Genomic DNA, 19,445 nt, shown 5'->3' on the forward strand with positions numbered 1-19,445 from the left:
AAAGTGCCGGGCGGGGACCACGCACCAGCTTGCCGAAATGGCGAGCGGCGGAACGCAACTCCGTGCTCGTACCGTTAGCCACCTTTACCTCAATAGTGATTCACGCGTCGGGGTTCGGTTTGTATCGTTGAAACATGAAGAGAATGGCTTTTCACGCAACCGACCCCTTGCGGGGTCTGCAGGTTTAGGTCCTGGTATGACCCTGGCAATCCCTGCGCCGCGTCATGAAGCGGAGATGAGCCACAGCACGACCGCGCCCACTCGGATCGACGCCATAGCGTGGGCGGCCAAGACCCTTCTCGCCGCGATCAAGCCGCGTTGGCGACCCGCCGAAGAGGACGTCGTGCTGGTGGCGATCACGGTGATCCTGGTAGCCCTCGGATCCATGATCCTGCTGGGCGCCGGGGCGATCCTGACCATGGGTTAGGGGAGCAGTCATTACACCTCTGACCGGTGGGGTGAGTGACGGGACTCGAACCCGCGACCCCCAGGATCACAACCTGGTGCTCTACCAACTGAACTACACTCACCATGCCCGCGAGCCGGCGCCCCGATGGGGCCAGCGAGCGGCGACTGTCGATACTAACCGCTCGGTGGCCCGGTGTCCGAATCGGTTTTTCGGGGCGCGTTCTCTGCGCCCTGGAGACTGGCGGCCACCGTCTCGATTTCGCTGGTAGACGGCCCCGGCGGGGGCACGAACGCGGTCCGCCGGTAGTACTGCAGCTCGCGGATGGATTCGTGGATGTCGGCCAGCGCCCGGTGGGACAGGCCCTTGGCCGGCTGGCCGTAGTAAATCCGCGGATACCAACGCCGGCACAGTTCCTTGATCGAGCTGACGTCGATCATCCGGTAGTGCAGGTAGGAATTCAGCTTCGGCATGTCGCGGGCGATGAACGACCGATCGGTGGCGATCGAGTTGCCGGCCAGCGGCGCCGTCTTGGGTTGCTTGACGTGGGTGCTGACGTAGTCCATCACCATCGCCTCGGCGGTCGCGAGGTCGACCGTGGAGGCCCTGACCTCGTCGATGAGCCCCGAGCGGGAGTGCATTTCGGCGACCACGTCGATCATCGACGACAGCGCGGCGTCGTCGGCGTGGATCACCACGTCCACGCCGTCGCCGAGAACGTTGAGCTCGGCGTCGGTGACCAGGACCGCGATTTCGATCAACCTGTCCGAGACCAGATCCAGCCCGGTCATCTCGCAGTCGATCCACACCAGTTCGTCGCGCACAGCGCTCACACTAAGCCCACGCGGGCCCTGCCTCCGCCTCCCCCTGGCAAGTAGTGTGAGCGTTGCCGGGACTGCGGAGAGGGGGCCTAGCACGATGAGCACCGAATCAGCGGCGACTCCCGCGCAGCGGATCGCCGGCGGCTACGCCGTCGAAGGCCAGGCGCTGGAATTGGGCACGGTCGTCGTCGACGGGCAGGCCGATCCGACCGCGCGGATTCGCATCCCGCTGGCCACCATCAACCGGCACGGGCTGGTGGCCGGGGCGACGGGAACCGGCAAGACCAAGACGCTGCAGCTGATCGCCGAACAGCTCAGCGCGGCGGGGGTCGCGGTGCTGATGGCCGACGTGAAGGGCGACCTGTCCGGTCTGGCCCGGCCCGGCGAGTCCAACGACAGGACCGCCGCGCGCGCCAAAGACACCGGCGACGACTGGCAGCCGGCGGCGTTTCCGGTCGAGTTCCTGTCGCTGGGCACCGGGGGAGTGGGCGTGCCGGTGCGCGCGACCGTGGAGAGCTTCGGCCCGGTCCTGCTGTCGAAGGTGTTGGGGCTCAACGCGACCCAGGAGTCGACGCTGGGACTGATCTTCCACTGGGCCAAGGAGAACAACCGCCCGCTGGTCACCCTCGAGCAGCTGCGTGGCGTCATCAGCCACCTGGCCAGCGACGAGGGCAAGGCCGACCTGAAGGACCTGGGCGGGGTGTCCTCGACGACGGCGGGCGTCATCCTGCGGGCGCTGGTGAACCTGGCGGGCGAGGGCGGCGACACGTTCTTCGGTGAGCCCAAGCTCGATCCGAACGACTTGCTGCGCGTCCATCAGGGGCAGGGCATCATCTCGCTGCTGGAGTTCAGCGGGCAGTCGGTGCGCCCGGTCATCTTCTCCACCTTCCTGATGTGGCTGCTGGCCGACCTGTACGACAAACTGCCCGAGGTCGGTGACGTCGACCGGCCCAAGCTGGTGTTTTTCTTCGACGAGGCGCACCTGTTGTTCGCCGACGCGTCCAAGGCCTTCCTCGAGCAGGTCGAACAGACCGTCAAGCTGATCCGCTCCAAGGGCGTCGGGGTGTTCTTCTGCACGCAGCTGCCCACGGACATACCCAACGACGTGCTTTCGCAGCTGGGCGCCCGCATCCAGCACGCGCTGCGGGCGTTCACCCCCGACGACCAGAAGGCGCTGAGCAAGACCGTGCGCACGTACCCGAAAACCGATGTCTACGACCTGGAGTCGGCGTTGACCTCGCTGGGGATCGGCGAGGCGGTCGTCACCGTGCTGTCCGAGAAGGGCGCACCCACGCCGGTGGCGTGGACGCGGATGCGGGTGCCCCGGTCGCTGATGGCCGCGATCGGCGCCGACGAGATCGCCGCCGCGGTGAAAGACAGCCCGCTGCAAGCGAAATACGGCCAGACGGTTGAGCAGCCGGCGCAGCCGCCGGCCCCGTCCGGCCCGCCCGGTTCGCAGCCGCCGCAGACCCAGTCCGGCTACCCCACCGGTCCCGGCGAACGAGCCCGTTCCGCCGATGCCGGAGCCGGCGGAGCCCAAGGGCCCCGGGGTATGGGAGGAAGTGCTCAGCAACCCGACGGTGAAAAGTGGTATCAACACCGCGATACGCGAGGTCATCCGGAACGCTTTCGGCGGCGCCGGCCGTCGACGCCGAAAGTGACGCCTAGCTGGACGACAGCACCCTCGTCACATCAGTCACAGCTGTCCCTGCGCGGCTTGGCATAACATCTTCTCTGAGTCGATATCACATGCGACATCGCTTTGGAAACGGCATCGTGCCGACCGTTCGGGTACGCAAGTGGCCAGTGTGACGACGCCAGCCCTACCCGCCGCCGAGCTTCTTGTAGAAGCTGCCCACGATCGGCGCGACGATGGCGCGGGGCGCGTACCCGCTCGCCACCGACATGGCTTTCGACGTCAGCCCCGGAACGACGCGCATCTTGTTGCGCTCCAACGCATCCAGCGACACGCGGGCGGTGTGCTCGGTCGAGATCCACAGGAAATCCGGCACCAACCGCTCGACCAGCGAGCGTTCGGCGTCGTCGGGCAGATCGGTGCGCACCGGGCCGGGCGCGAGCAGCGTGACGTGCACGCCCGAGCCGCGCAGCTCCCCGCGCAGCGACTCGCTGAAGGTGTTCACGAACGCCTTGCTGGCCGCGTAGGTGGCGTTGTAGGGGATCGGCGAATTGCCCGCCGCCGAACCGGAAATCAGGATGCCGCCGGCCTTGCGCTCGACCATGCCCGGCAGCACCGCCAACGTAAGGTCATGCACGGCAATGGCATTCAGCTGTACCTGCGCCTTTTCCCCCGCCGGGTCGAGGCCGGCCACCGGACCGAACGTCGCCGTCCCGGCGTTGGCGCACAGGATCGAGACGGGACGCGCCGCCAGCTCGTCGCACAGCTTGGCCCGCTCCGTCGGGTCGGCCAGGTCGGCGGGGCGGACTTCCACGGTGACGCGGTAGCGGCCGGCCAACCGCGCGGCCAGCCCGTTGAGCAGGTCCTCGCGTCGCGCGGTGACGATCAGGTTGTGCCCGCGCGCGGCGAGTTCGGTGGCCAGCGCCTCGCCGATGTTCTGCGAAGCCCCGGTGACCACGGCGCGCGCGTCGGGGCTGGGAGCTGGGACCGGCATGCGGCCAATCGTAGACAGGCACGCATTCAATAGAGTGCCGGGCATGAGTCAGCGCACCGCCACACCCGTGACCTCTCGGGTGGTGGCGTGGGCGCTGTGGGACTGCGGCTCCCTCGGCATGAACGCCATCGTGGCGACGTTCGTCTTCTCGGTCTACCTGACCAGCAGCGTGGGCGCGGGCCTGCCGGGCGGCACCTCGCCGGCGAGTTGGCTGGGGCGCGCGCTCGCCGTTTCGGGATTGACCATCGCGGTGTTGGCGCCGCTGGTCGGGGTGTGGGTGGAAGCGCCGCACCGCCGGCGGGTGGCGCTGACGCTGCTGAGCGGCCTCGCGGTGACCTCGACCACCGCGATGTTCCTGATCCGCGACCAGCCGAGCTATCTCTGGGCGGGCCTGGTGTTGCTGTCGGCGACGGCCGCGTGCGGGGACCTTGCCGGCGTCCCGTACAACGCCATGCTGCGCCAGGTGTCGACGCCACAGACGGTGGGCCGCATCTCCGGCCTGGGAGCGGCCTCGGGGTTCAGCGGCAGCGTGGTCCTGCTGGTCCTGGTCTATGTCGGTTTCATCTCCGGCACCGGCCCGGAGCGCGGGTTGCTGCGCGTACCCGTCCAGGACGGGCTCTACGTCCGAGAGGCGATGCTGCTCACCGCGGCGTGGTTCGGGCTGCTGGCGCTGCCGTTGCTGTTCGTCGCGCACCGGCTGCCGGGCTCCGCGCAGCCGTCGCGCCCGGTGGGCATGCTGGGCGGTTATCGCAAGCTGTGGGTCGAGGTGAGCGCGGAATGGCGCCGCGACCGCAACCTGGTCTATTTCCTGGGGGCCAGCGCGCTGTTCCGGGACGGGCTGGCGGCCATCTTCGGCTTCGGTGCGGTGCTCGGCGTCAACGTCTACGGCCTGTCCCAGGGCGACGTGGTGGTGTTCGGCGTGGCGGCCAGCGTGGTGGCCGCGATAGGCGCCGCGGTCGGCGGGTTCGTCGACCATCGGATCGGGTCGAAGGCGGTCATCGTCGGCTCGCTGTCGGCGATCATCGTCGTGGGAGTCACCTTGATGACGCTGTCCGGTGTGCACGCCTTCTGGCTCTGCGGGCTGCTGTTGGCCATGTTCGTCGGCCCTTCGCTCTCGTCGTCGCGCGCCCTGCTGCTGCAGCTGAGCAAGCACGGCGGTGAGGGGGTCGCGTTCGGCCTGTACACGATGACGGGGCGCGCCGTCGCGTTCGTCGCGCCGTGGCTGTTCTCCGTCTTCGTCGACGCGTTCGGCGCCGTGCGCGCCGGCCTCGCCGGGATTTGCCTGGTGCTCACGGCCGGGCTGCTGGCGATGCTGGCGGTGCGCGTCCCGCGCGCCGCCCCCGCCCCGTCGAGCGTGTAGTCAGCGCGAAAAATGTGCCGATTTTTCGCAGTGGTTGCACGTTCGGCGAAAGCGAGCGGCTCCCGCTACCCCCGCGTGTCGCACACCGTCAGGCCCACCCCGACCCGCTGGGTCACCTGAACGCCCGCCACGGTCACCGAGCAGGTGACGTCGTGGCCGAAGTTGACGACGGTGACGTTGGCCGGGTGGGCGGCCGCCTTGGACAGGCTGACCTGTTTCCTCCAGGGCAGCGCGACGTTGAACTCGGTCTGCACGACGTCGCCGGTGCCGATGTAGACGATGCTGATGGCGCGGCCCTCGCCGGTGACGCTGTAGACGACGTCCTCCATCGCCCCCGGCACCGGGGTCTCGGTGGGCGTCAGGGACGCGCTCGGCGGCGGCGCCGGCCGCGGCGTGCGCGACGGCCGTCGGGTCGACGGGGCCGGCGTCGGGGTCTCCTCGCTCGACCCGGGCATGGCGGGCAGGGGCGGGACCGCGGTCTGGGTCTTGATCGCGTCGTTGGCCAGCACCAGCGCGATCACCAGCGCGACGACCAGCAACACCGCCGCACCGGCGCCGAACCACAGCCAACGCGGCGACCTGGGGCCGCCGGGCGGCGGGGGAACCGAGCCCTCCGGCGGCGCCTCACCCTGCGGCGGCAGCTCCCGGCGCCAATACGACGGGAGCTCCTTGGTGTCGTTTTGGCCCGGCGACCACTGCGAGAACTGCCCGCCGTAGGAGGGTGCGTAGGGCCCCGCCTGGTCGGCGTACGCCGGGTCGGCGGGGCGCGGATACGGGTAGCCCTGCGGCCCGGTCAGCCCCGGGCCCGGCGGAGGGGGACTAGACCACCCGGGTCGACGTGGATCGTTCATGTCCACCTCATGGGTTGCAGGGTACCCAAGCCGGCCGCCCCGGCGGGCTCGTCTCAGGGCCGACTCAGGGGCACTGGTTCCCGGCTTGCAACGCGGCGACGGTCATCGCGCGCATGACGGCGCGCGACCGCGCGGCACGGCCGGGCCGTGGGTCGTCCGGTGACTTCATGCTGTGCGGCGTGGAGTTCAGCAGGCCGAAGACGGCGTGGGCGGTGAGCCGGGCGTCGGCTTCGGCCAGCCTCGGGTCGAGCTCGCGCAGCACCCCGACCCAGACCTCGACGTACTGACGCTGCGCCTTGCGCACCTGCTTTTCGGCCGCCTCGGGGAGGTGGGTCAGGTCGCGGTCCTGGATGCGGATCAGGTCGGGCTCGCCCAGCGCGAAGTCGAGGTGAAAGTCGATGAGGTCGTCCAGCGCGGCGGCCGCGTCGGCGTTACGGGCTCGCGCGTCGCGCGCCCCAGCCAGCAGCCGGGTGCTGATCCCGACGAGCAATTCGACCAGCAGCGACTCCTTGTTGGGGAAGTGGCGATAGATCGCCGGGCCGCTGACCCCGGCGGCGGCGCCGATGTCTTCCAGGCGGACCGCCAGGAACCCGCGTTCGGCGAAGAGGCGTTCGGCGGCGGCCAGCAGCTGCAGGCGCCGGTCGGACTTCAACTGGCTGCGGCGATTTGGGGCGTCCGGCACGGTTGCGGGCATGGCCGGCCTCCGTCCCTGAATCCCAAGTTCGGTTAATCGCCACTAACTTAGCACGTTGCGGCCGCAACCGGATTAGGTTGATAGCCGAAGCAGCGGAGGAGCCGTGGCGAACCTTTCCTATGACCGGGGGCCGAGCAGTCCTCCCCTGCTCGAAACGACGATCGGCGCCAACCTCGCCGCCACGGCCGCGACCCACGGGAGCCGTGACGCGCTCGTCGACCTCGCCGCGGGCCGACGCTGGAGCTACGACGAATTCCTGGTCGCCGTGCGTCGGCTGGCGACGGGGCTGCTGCGCGCCGGCATCGGCGTCGGCGATCGGGTCGGCATCTGGGCGCCGAACCGCTGGGAGTGGGTGCTCGCCCAATACGCGACCGCCGAGATCGGCGCCATCCTGGTGACGGTCAACCCCGCCTACCGGGCCCGCGAATTGGAATATGCCCTAACGCAATCCGGGGTCGCGATGGTGATCGCCGCCCGCGATTTCAAGGGCACGGATTACGCCGCCCTGCTCGACGAGGTGGCGCCGCGCTGTCCGGACCTGAGCGACGTGGTGCTGTTGGACGGCGACCGGTGGGACGAGCTGGCCGACGCCAAGGCCGACCCGACCGCGCTCGAGCGGATCGCGGCCACGCTGCGCTGCCACGATCCGATCAACATCCAATACACCTCCGGCACAACGGGATTCCCGAAGGCGGCCACGCTGACCCACCGCAACATCCTCAACAACGGCCACTTGGTGGGCGAGCTGCTCGAATACACCGCGCGGGACCGGATCTGTCTTCCCGTGCCCTTCTACCACTGCTTCGGCATGGTGATGGGCAATCTGGCGGCCACCAGCCACGGCGCCTGCATGGTGATCCCGGCGCCCGGCTTCGATGCGGCCGCCACCCTGCGCGCGGTCCAGGCCGAACGCTGCACCAGCCTCTACGGCGTCCCGACGATGTTCATCGCCGAACTTGGGCTGCCGGAGTTCGACGACCACGACCTGACCAGCCTGCGCACCGGCATCATGGCCGGCTCGCCGTGCCCGGTCGAGGTGATGCGCAAGGTGATCGAGCGCATGCACATGCCGGGGGTCTCGATCTGCTACGGCATGACCGAAACAAGCCCGGTCTCGACTCAGACGCGCTCCGGCGACTCGGTGGAACGACGCGTCGGCACCGTCGGCCGCGCGGGCCCGCACCTGGAGATCAAGGTGGTCGACCCGGTCAGCGGCCAGACGGCGCCGCGCGGGGTGGACGGCGAGTTCTGCACTCGGGGCTATTCGGTGATGGCGGGCTACTGGAACGATCCGGAGCGCACCGCCGAGGTGATCGACGCCGACGGCTGGATGCATACCGGCGACTTGGCCGTCATGGACGAGGAAGGCTACGTGCGGATCACCGGCCGGATCAAGGACCTCATCGTGCGCGGCGGCGAGAACATCTCGCCGCGCGAGATCGAGGAATTCCTGCCCACCCACCCCGACATCGTCGACTGCCAGGTGATCGGGGTGCCCGACCCGCGCTACGGCGAGGAGGTCATGGCGGTGCTCATGCTGCGCGAGGGGGCGCCGGCGCTGACCATCGAGGGGCTGCGGGAGTTCTGCGCCGGCCGGATCGCCCGGCTCAAGATCCCGCGCTACCTGTGGATCGTCGACGAGTTCCCGATGACCGTCACCGGCAAGGTCCGCAAGGTCGAGGTGCGCCGGCAGGCGGTCGAGCACCTGCGCGGACGGGGGTGAGCGCCCTGGACTCGGCGGCGCGTGCGGTGGTACTCTCGCTCCAGTTAATCAAAATTAACTGAATCCTGGAGGCTGCCGCGGCGATGGACAACGTGATGGCGAGGGGTGCGCCGGCGGCCGTCGGGAGGCGCCCGTGAGTTCGACCGTGATGACCGCGCCGTCGTTCGCCGACGAGCACCGGCGACTGGTCGGCGAACTGAACGCCAGGCTGGCCGCCGCCGCCCTGGGCGGCAACGAACGCGCGCGGGAACGCCATGTCAGTCGCGGCAAGCTGCTGCCGCGCGAACGGGTGGATCGCCTGCTGGACCCGGGCAGCCCGTTTCTGGAGCTCGCCCCGCTGGCCGCGAACGGCATGTACGACGACGAATCCCCGGGGGCCGGGATCATCACCGGCATCGGCCGGGTGTCGGAGCGCGAGTGCGTGATCGTCGCCAATGACGCGACCGTCAAGGGCGGCACCTATTACCCGATGACGGTCAAAAAACACCTGCGCGCACAGGAAGTCGCGCTGCAGAACCGGCTGCCGTGCATCTATTTGGTCGACTCCGGCGGCGCGTTCCTGCCGCGCCAGGACGAGGTCTTTCCCGACCGCGAGCATTTCGGGCGGATCTTCTACAACCAGGCGACCATGAGCGCCAAGGAGATTCCGCAGGTCGCCGCCGTGCTGGGGTCCTGCACGGCCGGCGGCGCGTACGTGCCGGCGATGAGCGACGAGGCCGTCATCGTCCGCGAGCAGGGCACCATATTCCTCGGCGGCCCACCGCTGGTCAAGGCCGCCACCGGCGAGATCGTCTCGGCCGAGGAGCTGGGCGGCGGCGACCTGCACTCGCGGGTCTCGGGCGTCACCGACCACCTCGCCGACGACGACGAGGACGCGCTGCGCATCGTCCGCTCGATCGCGGCCACCTTCGGCCCGCGCGAGCCCAGCCAGTGGGAGGTGTGGCCCACCGTCGAGCCCAAGCACGCGCAGACCGAGCTCTACGACGTGGTGCCGCCGGATCCGCGGGTGCCCTACGACGTGCACGAGGTCATCGTGCGGCTGGTCGACGGCGGCGAATTCAGCGAATTCAAGGCCAACTACGGCAAGACGCTGGTGACCGCCTTCGCGCGCATCCACGGCCATCCCGTCGGCATCGTCGCCAACAACGGGGTGCTGTTCAGCGAATCCGCTTTGAAGGGCGCGCATTTCATCGAGCTGTGCGACAAGCGCAAGATACCGTTGCTCTTCCTGCAGAACATCGCCGGGTTCATGGTCGGCCGCGACTACGAGGCCGGGGGCATCGCCAAGCACGGCGCCAAGATGGTCACCGCCGTGGCGTGCGCCCGGGTGCCCAAGCTGACCGTCGTGATCGGCGGATCCTACGGCGCGGGCAACTATTCGATGTGCGGCCGGGCCTATTCACCCCGCTTCTTGTGGATGTGGCCCAACGCCCGCATCTCGGTGATGGGTGGCGAGCAGGCGGCGTCGGTGCTGGCGACCGTGCGCGGCGAGCAGCTCAGCGCATCGGGCAAGCCGTGGTCGCCCGACGAAGAGGAGGCGTTCAAGGCGCCCATCCGTCAGCAATACGAGGACCAGGGCAACCCGTACTACTCCACGGCACGGCTGTGGGACGACGGCATCATCGACCCCGCCCAGACCAGAACGGTTGTCGGGCTTGCCCTTTCGGTGTGCGCCCACGCCCCGCTGGATCCGGTCTCCTACGGCGTATTCCGGATGTGACTGCAGTGTTCGACACCGTGCTTGTGGCCAACCGTGGCGAGATCGCGGTGCGGGTGATCCGCACCTTGCGCCGGATGGGCATCAAATCCGTCGCCGTCTACAGCGACGCCGACGCCACCGCGCGGCACGTGCTGGAGGCCGACGCGGCCGTCCGCCTGGGACCCGCACCCGCGCGCGAAAGCTATCTGGACATCGACAAGGTCGTCGACGCCGCCGTGCGCACCGGCGCCCAGGCGATCCACCCGGGCTACGGATTCCTTTCCGAAAACGCGGATTTCGCCTCGGCGTGCGAACGCGCCGGGGTGGTGTTCTTGGGTCCGCCGCCCCTGGCGATGCAGGTGATGGGCGACAAGATCACCGCCAAGAACGCCGTCGCCGCCTTCGACGTGCCGGTGGTGCCGGGCGTGGCCCAGCCCGGTTTGACCGACGACGATCTCGTCGCGGCGGCCGACGAGGTCGGCTATCCGGTGTTGATCAAGCCGTCGGCGGGCGGCGGCGGCAAGGGCATGCGGCTGGTGGAGGATCCGGCCCGGCTGCCCGGGGCGCTGGTGAGCGCCCGCCGAGAGGCCGCGTCCGCGTTCGGCGACGACACGCTGTTTTTGGAGCGGTTCGTGTTGCGGCCCAGGCATATTGAGGTGCAGGTGCTCGCCGACACCCACGGCACCGTCGTCCATCTGGGCGAACGCGAATGCAGCCTGCAGCGGCGGCACCAGAAGGTCATCGAGGAGGCGCCCTCGCCGCTGCTCGACCCCGGCACGCGCGCGCGGATCGGGGCGGCGGCATGCAACACGGCCCGCAGCGTCGACTACGTCGGGGCCGGCACCGTGGAGTTCATCGTCTCCGCCGATCGGCCCGACGAGTTCTTCTTCATGGAGATGAACACCCGCCTGCAGGTCGAGCATCCGGTGACCGAGGCGGTCACCGGCCTGGACCTGGTGGAGTGGCAGCTGCGGGTGGCCGCGGGCGAGAAGCTGGGCTTCGCGCAGGACGATATCGAATTGCGCGGGCATGCGATCGAGGCCCGCGTGTACGCCGAAGACCCCGCGCGCGGGTTCCTGCCGACGGGCGGGCGGGTGCTGCAGGTGTTCGAGCCCGTCGGCGCCGGGGTGCGGGTGGATTCGTCGCTGCTGGCCGGCACGCGGGTGGGAAGCGACTACGACCCGATGCTGAGCAAGGTGATCGCCCATGGCGACGACCGCGACGAGGCGCTCGCGAAACTCGACGGGGCACTGGCGCGCACCGCGGTGCTGGGCGTGCAGACCAACCTGGAATTTCTGCGGTTCCTGCTGGCCGACGAGCGGGTGCGCGCCGGAGATCTCGACACCGCGCTGCTCGACGAGCGGGTGGCCGATTTCGCGCCGGTGCCGGCCCCCGACGATGTGCTGGCCGCCGGTGGCCTGTTCCGCCAATGGGCGCTCGCGCGTCGCGCTCGCGGCAACCCGTGGGCGGCGCCCACGGGATGGCGGGTCGGCGGTGACGCCGCGCCGGTGCGCACGGCGATGCGCACCCCGCTGCGCAGCGAGACGGTCTCGGTGTGGGGACTGCCCGGCGACGCCAGGGTGCGGGTCGGTGACGGCGAGACCCGTTCCGCCAGTGTGCGAGTCGACGGAGCGTCGATGACCGTGACGCTGGACGGGGTGTCTCGCGAATACCGGTGGGCCGAGGCCGACCGGCACCTGTGGATCGCCGACGAACGCGGAACCTGGCACCTGCGCGAGGCCGAGGAGCACAAGATTCACCGCGCGGCCGGTGCGCGGCAGGCCGAGATCGTCAGCCCCATGCCCGGCAACGTGATCGCCGTGCAGGCCGAATCCGGCGCCGAGGTCTCCGAGGGCGACATCGTGGTCGTCGTGGAGGCGATGAAGATGGAACACTCGCTGGCCGCGCCGGTTTCGGGGCGGGTGGAGGTGCTCGTCTCGGTCGGCGACCAGGTGGCGGTGGACCAGGTGCTGGCCCGCCTCGCGGACTCCGAAGAAAACACCGATGGCAAGGACGAGACATGACTACGTCGATTACTTCCGGGGGCACATTGCCCAAGGAATACGAGGACCTTCGCGACACGGTGGCCGACTTTGCGCGCACCGTCGTCGCGCCGGTGTCGGCCAAACACGATGAGGAGCACAGCTTCCCGTACGAGGTAGTCGCCAAGATGGGCGAGATGGGCCTGTTCGGCCTGCCGTTCCCCGAGGAGTACGGCGGGATGGGCGGCGACTACTTCGCGTTGTCGCTGGCACTCGAGGAACTCGGCAAGGTCGACCAGTCCGTGGCGATCACGCTGGAGGCCGGCGTCAGCCTCGGCGCGATGCCGATCTACCGGTTCGGCAACGAGGAGCAGAAGCGAAAGTGGCTGCCGGACCTGACGGCGGGCCGGGCGCTCGCCGGGTTCGGCCTCACCGAGCCGGGCGCCGGCTCCGACGCGGGCGCCACCCGCACCACCGCCCGCCTCGAGGGCGGCGAATGGGTGATCAACGGCACCAAGCAATTCATCACCAACTCCGGCACCGACATCACCTCGCTGGTCACCGTCACCGCCGTGACGGGCACCCTCGCCGGGGACAGGAAGGAAATCTCGACGATCATCGTGCCCAGCGGCACACCGGGTTTCACCGTCGAGCCGGTCTACAACAAGGTCGGTTGGAACGCATCGGACACCCATCCGCTGACTTTCGCCGACGCCCGCGTGCCGGAGGAGAACCTGTTGGGCCCCCGCGGCAGCGGCTACGCCAACTTCCTGTCGATCCTCGACGAGGGCCGGATCGCGATCGCCGCCCTGGCGACCGGGGCGGCGCAGGGCTGCGTGGACGAAAGCGTCAAGTACGCCAAGGAACGGCAGTCGTTCGGGCAGCCGATCGGTTCCTATCAGGCGATCAGCTTCAAGATCGCACGGATGGAGGCCCGCGCTCACGTCGCGCGCACGGCGTACTACGATGCGGCCGCAAAGATGTTGGCCGGCAAGCCATTCAAGAAGGAGGCGGCGATCGCCAAGATGATCGCGTCGGAGGCGGCAATGGACAATGCCCGCGACGCCACCCAGATCCACGGCGGCTACGGCTTCATGAACGAGTACCCCGTGGCGCGTCACTATCGCGACAGCAAGATCCTCGAGATCGGTGAGGGAACCACCGAGGTGCAGCTGATGCTCATCGCGCGATCGCTGGGGCTGTCGTGAGCACAGGGGACGAAACCGGAAAGTCGATTGTCCAGCGGGGCTTGTGGTTTGAGGAGTTCGAGGTCGGCACGACCTACCTGCACCGGCCCGGCCGCACGGTCACCGAAGCGGACAACGTCTTGTTCACGACGCTGACGATGAACACCCAATCGCTGCACCTGGATGCGGCGTGGGCGGCCGAGCAGCCGGGCTTTCGCGGGGAGCGGCTGGTGAACTCCATGTTCACCCTCTCCACGCTGGTGGGCCTGTCGGTGGCGCAGCTGACACTGGGCACCATCGTCGCCAACCTCGGGTTCTCCGAGGTGTCGTTCCCCAAGCCCGTCTTTCACGGCGACACCCTGTACGCCGAGACGGTGTGCACCGCCAAGCGCGAGTCGAAGAGCCGTCCGGGCGAGGGCATCGTCACCCTGGAACACACCGGCCGCAACCAGCACGGCGACGTCGTGGCGAAGGCGGTGCGCACCACGCTGGTGCAGAAGCGACCCGATTCCGAAAAAGGCACGAAGGAGTCCGGATGAACCTGCGCGAGGCGGGTCCGGCGTGGCTGTTCTGCCCGGCCGACCGTCCCGAGCGTTTCGCCAAGGCCGCCGCCGCGGCGGACGTGGTGATCCTCGACCTGGAGGACGGCGTGGCCGAAGCCGACAAGCCCGCCGCCCGCAAGGCGCTGCGCGAGACCCCGCTGGACCCCGGGCGCACCGTGGTGCGCATCAACCCCGCGGGCACCGACGAGCAGGCCCGCGACCTGGACGCCCTGGCCGATACCGCGTACACCACCGTGATGCTCTCCAAGACCGAATCGGCCGCGCAGGTCACCGCGCTCGCGCCGCGCGAGGTCGTCGGGCTGATCGAGACGCCGCGCGGCGCGGTGTTCGCCACCGAGATCGCGGCGGCCGAGAACACCGTCGCCTTGATGTGGGGCGCCGAGGACCTGGTCGCCACGCTGGGCGGCAGCTCGAGCCGGCGCGCCGACGGCAGCTACCGCGACGTCGCCCGCCACGTCCGGTCGACGGCCCTGCTCGCGGCGTCCGCGTTCGGCCGGATCGCGCTCGACGCCGTGCACCTGGACATCAAGGACCTCGAGGGCTTGCGGGCGGAGGCGATCGACGGCGTCGCGGTGGGTTTCGACGGGACCGTGTGCATCCACCCCACGCAGATCGCGGTCGTGCGCGAGGCCTATCGCCCCGACGAGGAGAAGCTGGACTGGGCGCGGCGGGTGTTGGCGGCGGCGCGGTCCGAGCGCGGGGTGTTCGCGTTCGAGGGACAGATGGTCGACTCGCCGGTGCTCAAGCACGCGCAGGCGTTGCTGCGCCGGGCGGGGGAGCCCGCCTGACACGCCGCTGCGGCGACACGTTGCCGGCTCGGCCTCGATCAACCCGGTGCCGTCGCGTTTGAGCGCATAATGGAAAGCGCGCCAGTGTCGCGACGAGCGGAGCCTTTTGCCCAGCTCGGCTCGGGGCTGAGGAGGCGGTATGGCAGACATTTCCCGGATGCCGCTGACCGTCGACCTCGAACCGGTGCAACTCGTCGCGCCCGACGGCACGCGGACACCCGAATCCCGGTACGGCGGTGACCTTCCCGCCGAGACGCTGTGCTGGCTCTACGAGATGATGGTGCTCACCCGCGAGCTGGACACCGAGTTCGTCAACCTCAAGCGCCAGGGCCAGCTGGCGTTGTACGGACCGTGCCGCGGCCAGGAGGCCGCCCAGGTCGGCGCCACCGCGTGCCTGCGGAAGACCGACTGGCTGTTCCCCCAATATCGCGAGCTGGGCGCCTATCTGGTGCGCGGCATTCCGCCCGGACGCGTCGGGGCGGTGTGGCGGGGGACGTGGCACGGCGGCCTGGAATTCACCAAGAAGTGCTGCGCGCCAATATCGATTCCGATCGGCACCCAGGCCCTGCACGCCGTCGGCGCGGCGATGGCGGCGCAACGCCTCGGCGAGGATTCGGTGACCGTGGCCTTCGTCGGCGACGGCGCCACCAGCGAGGGGGACGTCCACGAGGCCCTGAACTTCGCCGCGGTGTTCACCACACCGTGCGTGTTCTACGTGCAGAACAACCAGTGGGCGATCTCGGTACCGGTATCCCGGCAGACCGCCGCACCTTCCCTCGCGCACAAGGCGATTGGCTACGGGATGCCCGGAATCCGGGTGGACGGCAACGACGTGCTGGCCTGCTACGCGGTGATGGCCGAGGCCGCCGCCCGCGCCCGCGGCGGCGGCGGCCCGACGCTGATCGAGGCGGTCACCTACCGGCTCGGCGCGCACACCACCGCCGACGACCCGACCCGATACCGGTCGCAGGACGAGGTGGACCGGTGGGCGGCGCTGGACCCGATCCCGCGTTACCGCGCCTACCTGCAGGGCCAGGGGGTGTGGTCGGAGCGGCTGGAGGAGCGGGTCGCGGCGCGGGCCAAGCGCATGCGGACCGAACTGCGCGACGCGGTGTTCGACGCGCCCGACTTCGACGTCGACGACGTGTTCACCTCCGTCTACGCGGAGATCACGCCCGGGCTGCAGGCGCAGCGCCAACAGCTGCGGGCCGAACTGGGGAGGCTGGAATGACCCAGCTCGCCGATCGGCCGGCCGGGCGCGACCAACCGCTCGCGGCGGCCGACGTCGCGCTGGGCGCGGGACAGCTGACCATGGTGCAGGCGCTCAACCGCGCGCTGCACGACGCGATGGCCGCCGACGACCGCGTCCTGGTGTTCGGCGAGGACGTGGGGGTTCAGGGCGGCGTGTTCCGGGTGACCGACGGGCTGGCCCAAACCTTCGGCGAGCACCGCTGCTTCGACACGCCGTTGGCGGAGTCCGCCATCGTCGGAATCGCGATCGGGCTGGCGCTGCGCGGCTTCGTGCCGGTTCCGGAGATCCAATTCGACGGATTCTCCTACCCGGCCTTCGATCAGGTGGTCAGCCACCTGGCAAAGTATCGCACCCGCACCCGCGGCGAGATCGACATGCCGGTCACCGTCCGGATCCCGTCGTTCGGGGGAATCGGTGCGGCCGAACATCATTCGGAATCCACCGAGTCCTACTGGGCCCACACCGCCGGCCTCAAGGTGGTGGTGCCGTCCAACCCCGCCGACGCCTACTGGCTGCTGCGCCACGCCATCGCCTGCCCCGACCCGGTGATGTTCCTGGAACCCAAGCGCCGCTACCAGGGCCGCGGCGCCGTCGACACCGGCCGGCCCGAACCGCCCATCGGACGGGCCATGGTGCGCCGGCCCGGCCGCGACGTGACCGTCGTGACCTACGGCAGCCTGGTGAACACCGCAGTGGCCACCGCCGAAGACGCTCAGCGCCAACGACATTGGAGCCTGGAGGTCATCGACCTGAGGTCGCTGGCCCCGCTGGACTTCGAGACCGTCGCCGCGTCGATCCACCGGACCGGGCGCTGCATCGTGATGCACGAGGGCCCGCGCAGCCTCGGCTACGGGGCCGAGCTGGCCGCGCGCATCCAGGAGGAGATGTTCTACGAGCTGGAGGCACCGGTGTTGCGGGCCTGCGGTTTTGACACGCCCTACCCGCCCGCCCGGTTGGAGGGGCTGTGGTTGCCGGGCCCCGACCGGCTGCTGGACTGCGTCGAGCGCGCGCTGGGACTGCCGTGAGCGCCGACGATCGCGTCAAGGCGTTCCGGGTCCCCGACCTCGGCGAGGGGCTGGAAGAGGTGACGGTGTCGTGCTGGTACGTCGGCGCCGGCGACGACGTTGAGCTCAACCAGGTGTTGTGCACGGTGGAGACCGCCAAGGCCGAGGTGGAGATCCCCAGCCCGTACGCCGGACGCATCGTCGAAACCCGCGGGGCCGAAGGCGATGTGCTCAAGGTCGGGGCGGTGCTGGTCCGCATCGACACCGAACCCGGTCCGGCGTCCAACGGCGAGGGCGCGGTGCCGACGCTGGTCGGCTACGGCGCCGACGCGGGCATCGACACCAGCCGTCGGGTCGGCCGGCCGCTGGCCGCCCCGCCGGTGCGCAAGCTTGCCAAGGAGTTGTCGGTCGACCTCGCCTCGGTGCCGCGCGGCGAGGGCGAGGTGATCACCCGCGCCGACGTGCTCGCGGCCGCCCACGTCGCCGGAGACGACGTCCGGCGGGTGCGCGCCGTGCAGGCCCGGATGGCCGAGAAGATGGCGCTGTCCCACCGGGACATCCCCGCGGCGAAGGCCAGCGTGGACGCGGATTGCACCGCGCTGCTGCGGCTCAGCGAGCATGACGGGCGGATCACCCCGTTCGTGCTGACGCTGCGGCTGCTCGTTATCGCGCTGGGCCACAACGCCGTTCTCAACTCCACCTGGGTCGACTCGCCCGAGGGTCCCCAGGTGCACGTCCATCGAAGCGTGCATCTGGGGTTCGGTGTGGCCACCGCGCGTGGGCTGCTGGTCCCGGTGATCGCCGACGCCCAGAGCAAGACGACCCGCGAGTTGGCCGGGCGGACAGCGGAATTGATCACCGGCGCGCGCGAGGGCACCCTGACACCCGCCGAGCTGACGGGCTCGACGTTCACCGTGTCGAACTTCGGGGCGCTGGGCGTCGACGACGGCGTGCCGCTGATCAACCACCCGGAGGCGGCGATCCTGGGGATGGGAGCGATCAGGCCGCGCCCGGTGGTCGTCGGCGGCGAGGTTGTCGCGCGGTCGACGATGACGCTGACGTGCGTGTTCGACCACCGCGTCGCCGACGGCGCCCAGGTGTCGCGGTTCGTCTGCGAGCTCAGGGATTTGATCGAGTCGCCCGAGACCGCGCTTCTGGACCTGTAGCGGCCTTCGGGGCCGCCGGTTTCGGGTTTGCTGAGCCACTTCCGTTTCCAGCTTGTCTTGGACTACCGTCAATGTGTTATGAGGGCGATCGTCGTCGCGATGGCCTCCGCGATCGTGTCGGGGCTTCTCAGCGTCCCGGCGGTGGCGCACGCCGACCCGTGCATCAACGGCACCGTCCGGGGTGGTGGTCCGGGTGGCGACTCTTTCCTGTGCCAGGATCGCGGGTGGTTACACGTCCTACCGACATCCGACGGCGCGACTCAGCCGTTGCCCCCGACGTGCGTGAGGTTTCCGGACAAGTACATGTGCCCGGTCGATGCGCCCGCGCCCGGCCTGGAGTGGACAACTCCGGGCCGCTGGTACCCGGGACACTAAGAACCCCTTGCGGAGCCGTCGGCCACCGTCCGATGCAAGCCCGGCTACTTGCGGCGCGCCGCGGCCAACCTGCTTGCGAATTCCGGTGATTGGAGGGAGGCCGCCTGCGGTCCCAGCTCGGTGCGCATGGCCAGGTCGTGTTGCTCGGTGTCCAGCGATCCCGGGCTGATGGTGGCCCGCATGCTCGCCTTGGTCGCCAGCACCACCTCGCGGGGCGCCGCCGCGGGTCCGGAGGCGAGTTCGAGCGCCGCGGCGACCGGGTCGTCGGCGACGCCGAGCGCCAACCCGTGCCGTACGGCGGCCTCGGCGTCGAAGCGCATCCCGAACAACAGGGCCGCGCGCGCGACCTGCGGGCCGACCGCGCGCTGCAGCATCCAGGTCGCGCCGCCGCCGGGATGCAGCCCCAGCTTCTGGAACCGGGCGTCGAACAGCGCGCCGGGTCCGGCGATGCGCACGTCGGCGGCCAGCGCCAGGTTCAGGCCCGCGCCGACGGCCGCGCCGTTGACCGCCGCGATCGTCGGCAACCGGCAATTGCCGACGGCCATGAACCCGTCGTAGATCCGCCGCAGTCCCGCCTCGGTCTCTCCGCCGCCGGCGGCCCCAAGGGCGCTGAGGTCGGCGCCGGCGCAAAACGCCTTTCCCGCGCCGGTGACCACGACGGCGTGCACGTCGGGATCGGCTTCGGCGCGCTCCACCGCGGCCCGCAACAGCGTCGACATCTCGTCGGTGAACGCGTTGCGCCGGTCGGGGTCGTTGACGGTGATGAGCGCGACGCGCGCGTCGACGCTGAACAGGACGGCCTCGGGCACCAGGTCAGGCTACTCGGCGGGCGCGGCGGCGCGAACCCCACCAGGACCCCGCCATCCGGTCTCGAGCGCCACGGCCACCGGAAGCCGGCGTGGCCTCTGGCAGTGCGGGCCGGGGTCGCAGCCGAGTGCGGCGGT

At 69.9% G+C, this 19,445-nt stretch carries 17 protein-coding genes, 1 tRNA gene and 1 pseudogene; 13 read left to right on the forward strand and 6 right to left on the reverse strand.

What is annotated here, in order from left to right; all coding sequences use genetic code 11:
• Positions 1 to 235 precede the first annotated feature (235 nt).
• Positions 236 to 427: a hypothetical protein gene (locus tag BST11_RS06360; protein ID WP_083137121.1), complete on the forward strand. Its 192-nt coding sequence runs from the start codon at positions 236 to 238 to the stop codon at positions 425 to 427.
• A gap of 27 nt (positions 428 to 454) precedes the next feature.
• On the opposite strand, the gene BST11_RS06365 is transcribed toward BST11_RS06360, so the two are convergent.
• Positions 455 to 530: transfer RNA gene (locus tag BST11_RS06365), tRNA-His, on the reverse strand.
• A 52-nt stretch (positions 531 to 582) separates the two neighbouring features.
• Positions 583 to 1,230, reverse strand: a complete 648-nt coding sequence (gene orn, locus BST11_RS06370; RefSeq protein ID WP_083137122.1) for an oligoribonuclease — start codon at positions 1,228 to 1,230, stop codon at positions 583 to 585.
• Positions 1,231 to 1,324: 94 nt separating this feature from the next.
• Here orn and BST11_RS06375 point away from each other — a divergent pair.
• Positions 1,325 to 2,888 (forward strand): annotated as a pseudogene (locus tag BST11_RS06375) (helicase HerA-like domain-containing protein).
• A 162-nt stretch (positions 2,889 to 3,050) separates the two neighbouring features.
• Here the strand turns inward: BST11_RS06375 and cmrA are convergent.
• Complete coding sequence (cmrA, locus tag BST11_RS06380; RefSeq protein WP_083137123.1) at positions 3,051 to 3,857, reverse strand: mycolate reductase; 807 nt, start codon at positions 3,855 to 3,857, stop codon at positions 3,051 to 3,053.
• A 43-nt stretch (positions 3,858 to 3,900) separates the two neighbouring features.
• Between cmrA and BST11_RS06385 the strand changes: the two genes are divergently transcribed.
• Positions 3,901 to 5,217 (forward strand): MFS transporter, encoded by a 1,317-nt coding sequence (locus BST11_RS06385; RefSeq protein ID WP_083137124.1) that lies wholly within the window; start codon positions 3,901 to 3,903, stop codon positions 5,215 to 5,217.
• Between the two features lie 65 nt (positions 5,218 to 5,282).
• Here the strand turns inward: BST11_RS06385 and BST11_RS06390 are convergent, their stop codons facing one another.
• Entirely contained in the window at positions 5,283 to 6,068 is a 786-nt protein-coding gene (locus BST11_RS06390) for an MmpS family transport accessory protein (RefSeq protein ID WP_083137125.1), read from the reverse strand.
• A gap of 64 nt (positions 6,069 to 6,132) precedes the next feature.
• Positions 6,133 to 6,762, reverse strand: coding sequence for an SACE_7040 family transcriptional regulator (locus BST11_RS06395; protein ID WP_083137126.1), 630 nt, complete (start codon positions 6,760 to 6,762; stop codon positions 6,133 to 6,135).
• Between the two features lie 103 nt (positions 6,763 to 6,865).
• Between BST11_RS06395 and BST11_RS06400 the strand changes: the two genes are divergently transcribed.
• The 10 genes from BST11_RS06400 to BST11_RS06445 all read left to right on the forward strand — a co-directional run bounded on the left by BST11_RS06400 (position 6,866) and on the right by BST11_RS06445 (position 18,501).
• Positions 6,866 to 8,485, forward strand: a complete 1,620-nt coding sequence (locus tag BST11_RS06400) for an AMP-binding protein (protein ID WP_083137127.1) — start codon at positions 6,866 to 6,868, stop codon at positions 8,483 to 8,485.
• A 148-nt stretch (positions 8,486 to 8,633) separates the two neighbouring features.
• Positions 8,634 to 10,205: a carboxyl transferase domain-containing protein gene (locus tag BST11_RS06405; RefSeq protein WP_083137128.1), complete on the forward strand. Its 1,572-nt coding sequence runs from the start codon at positions 8,634 to 8,636 to the stop codon at positions 10,203 to 10,205.
• Between the two features lie 5 nt (positions 10,206 to 10,210).
• Positions 10,211 to 12,208, forward strand: coding sequence for an acetyl-CoA carboxylase biotin carboxylase subunit (locus tag BST11_RS06410; protein ID WP_083137129.1), 1,998 nt, complete (start codon positions 10,211 to 10,213; stop codon positions 12,206 to 12,208).
• Positions 12,205 to 13,374, forward strand: a complete 1,170-nt coding sequence (locus tag BST11_RS06415; RefSeq protein ID WP_067319453.1) for an acyl-CoA dehydrogenase family protein — start codon at positions 12,205 to 12,207, stop codon at positions 13,372 to 13,374. Before BST11_RS06410 ends, BST11_RS06415 begins: the two co-directional genes overlap by 4 nt.
• Positions 13,371 to 13,892 (forward strand): MaoC family dehydratase, encoded by a 522-nt coding sequence (locus BST11_RS06420; RefSeq protein ID WP_083137130.1) that lies wholly within the window; start codon positions 13,371 to 13,373, stop codon positions 13,890 to 13,892. The genes BST11_RS06415 and BST11_RS06420 overlap by 4 nt, the downstream gene beginning before the upstream one ends.
• Complete coding sequence (locus tag BST11_RS06425; protein ID WP_083137131.1) at positions 13,889 to 14,704, forward strand: HpcH/HpaI aldolase/citrate lyase family protein; 816 nt, start codon at positions 13,889 to 13,891, stop codon at positions 14,702 to 14,704. The genes BST11_RS06420 and BST11_RS06425 overlap by 4 nt, the downstream gene beginning before the upstream one ends.
• A gap of 139 nt (positions 14,705 to 14,843) precedes the next feature.
• The gene (gene pdhA / locus BST11_RS06430) at positions 14,844 to 15,935 is read left to right on the forward strand and encodes a pyruvate dehydrogenase (acetyl-transferring) E1 component subunit alpha (protein WP_083137132.1); all 1,092 of its coding nucleotides are present in this window, start codon (positions 14,844 to 14,846) and stop codon (positions 15,933 to 15,935) included.
• Positions 15,932 to 16,981 (forward strand): 3-methyl-2-oxobutanoate dehydrogenase subunit beta, encoded by a 1,050-nt coding sequence (bkdB, locus tag BST11_RS06435; RefSeq protein WP_083137133.1) that lies wholly within the window; start codon positions 15,932 to 15,934, stop codon positions 16,979 to 16,981. Before pdhA ends, bkdB begins: the two co-directional genes overlap by 4 nt.
• The gene (locus BST11_RS06440) at positions 16,978 to 18,126 is read left to right on the forward strand and encodes a dihydrolipoamide acetyltransferase family protein (protein WP_083137134.1); all 1,149 of its coding nucleotides are present in this window, start codon (positions 16,978 to 16,980) and stop codon (positions 18,124 to 18,126) included. The genes bkdB and BST11_RS06440 overlap by 4 nt, the downstream gene beginning before the upstream one ends.
• A gap of 78 nt (positions 18,127 to 18,204) precedes the next feature.
• A complete protein-coding gene (locus BST11_RS06445) occupies positions 18,205 to 18,501 on the forward strand; it encodes a hypothetical protein (protein ID WP_142276212.1) in 297 nt (98 codons plus the stop codon).
• A 44-nt stretch (positions 18,502 to 18,545) separates the two neighbouring features.
• Here the strand turns inward: BST11_RS06445 and BST11_RS06450 are convergent, their stop codons facing one another.
• The gene (locus BST11_RS06450; RefSeq protein WP_083137136.1) at positions 18,546 to 19,310 is read right to left on the reverse strand and encodes an enoyl-CoA hydratase; all 765 of its coding nucleotides are present in this window, start codon (positions 19,308 to 19,310) and stop codon (positions 18,546 to 18,548) included.
• Positions 19,311 to 19,445 lie beyond the last annotated feature (135 nt).

The organism is Mycobacterium alsense, from assembly GCF_002086635.1.
GTDB classification, from domain to species: Bacteria; Actinomycetota; Actinomycetes; order Mycobacteriales; family Mycobacteriaceae; genus Mycobacterium; species Mycobacterium alsense.

Coding starts and splice junctions, on each gene's coding strand:
- BST11_RS06445 (WP_142276212.1), top strand. CDS start 18,205: ATGAGGGCGATCGTCGTCGCGATGGCCTCCGCGATCGTGTCGGGGCTT.
- BST11_RS06395 (WP_083137126.1), bottom strand. CDS start 6,762: ATGCCCGCAACCGTGCCGGACGCCCCAAATCGCCGCAGCCAGTTGAAG.
- bkdB (WP_083137133.1), top strand. CDS start 15,932: ATGACCCAGCTCGCCGATCGGCCGGCCGGGCGCGACCAACCGCTCGCG.
- BST11_RS06360 (WP_083137121.1), top strand. CDS start 236: ATGAGCCACAGCACGACCGCGCCCACTCGGATCGACGCCATAGCGTGG.
- BST11_RS06385 (WP_083137124.1), top strand. CDS start 3,901: ATGAGTCAGCGCACCGCCACACCCGTGACCTCTCGGGTGGTGGCGTGG.
- BST11_RS06415 (WP_067319453.1), top strand. CDS start 12,205: ATGACTACGTCGATTACTTCCGGGGGCACATTGCCCAAGGAATACGAG.
- BST11_RS06390 (WP_083137125.1), bottom strand. CDS start 6,068: ATGAACGATCCACGTCGACCCGGGTGGTCTAGTCCCCCTCCGCCGGGC.
- BST11_RS06425 (WP_083137131.1), top strand. CDS start 13,889: ATGAACCTGCGCGAGGCGGGTCCGGCGTGGCTGTTCTGCCCGGCCGAC.
- BST11_RS06405 (WP_083137128.1), top strand. CDS start 8,634: ATGACCGCGCCGTCGTTCGCCGACGAGCACCGGCGACTGGTCGGCGAA.
- cmrA (WP_083137123.1), bottom strand. CDS start 3,857: ATGCCGGTCCCAGCTCCCAGCCCCGACGCGCGCGCCGTGGTCACCGGG.
- pdhA (WP_083137132.1), top strand. CDS start 14,844: ATGGCAGACATTTCCCGGATGCCGCTGACCGTCGACCTCGAACCGGTG.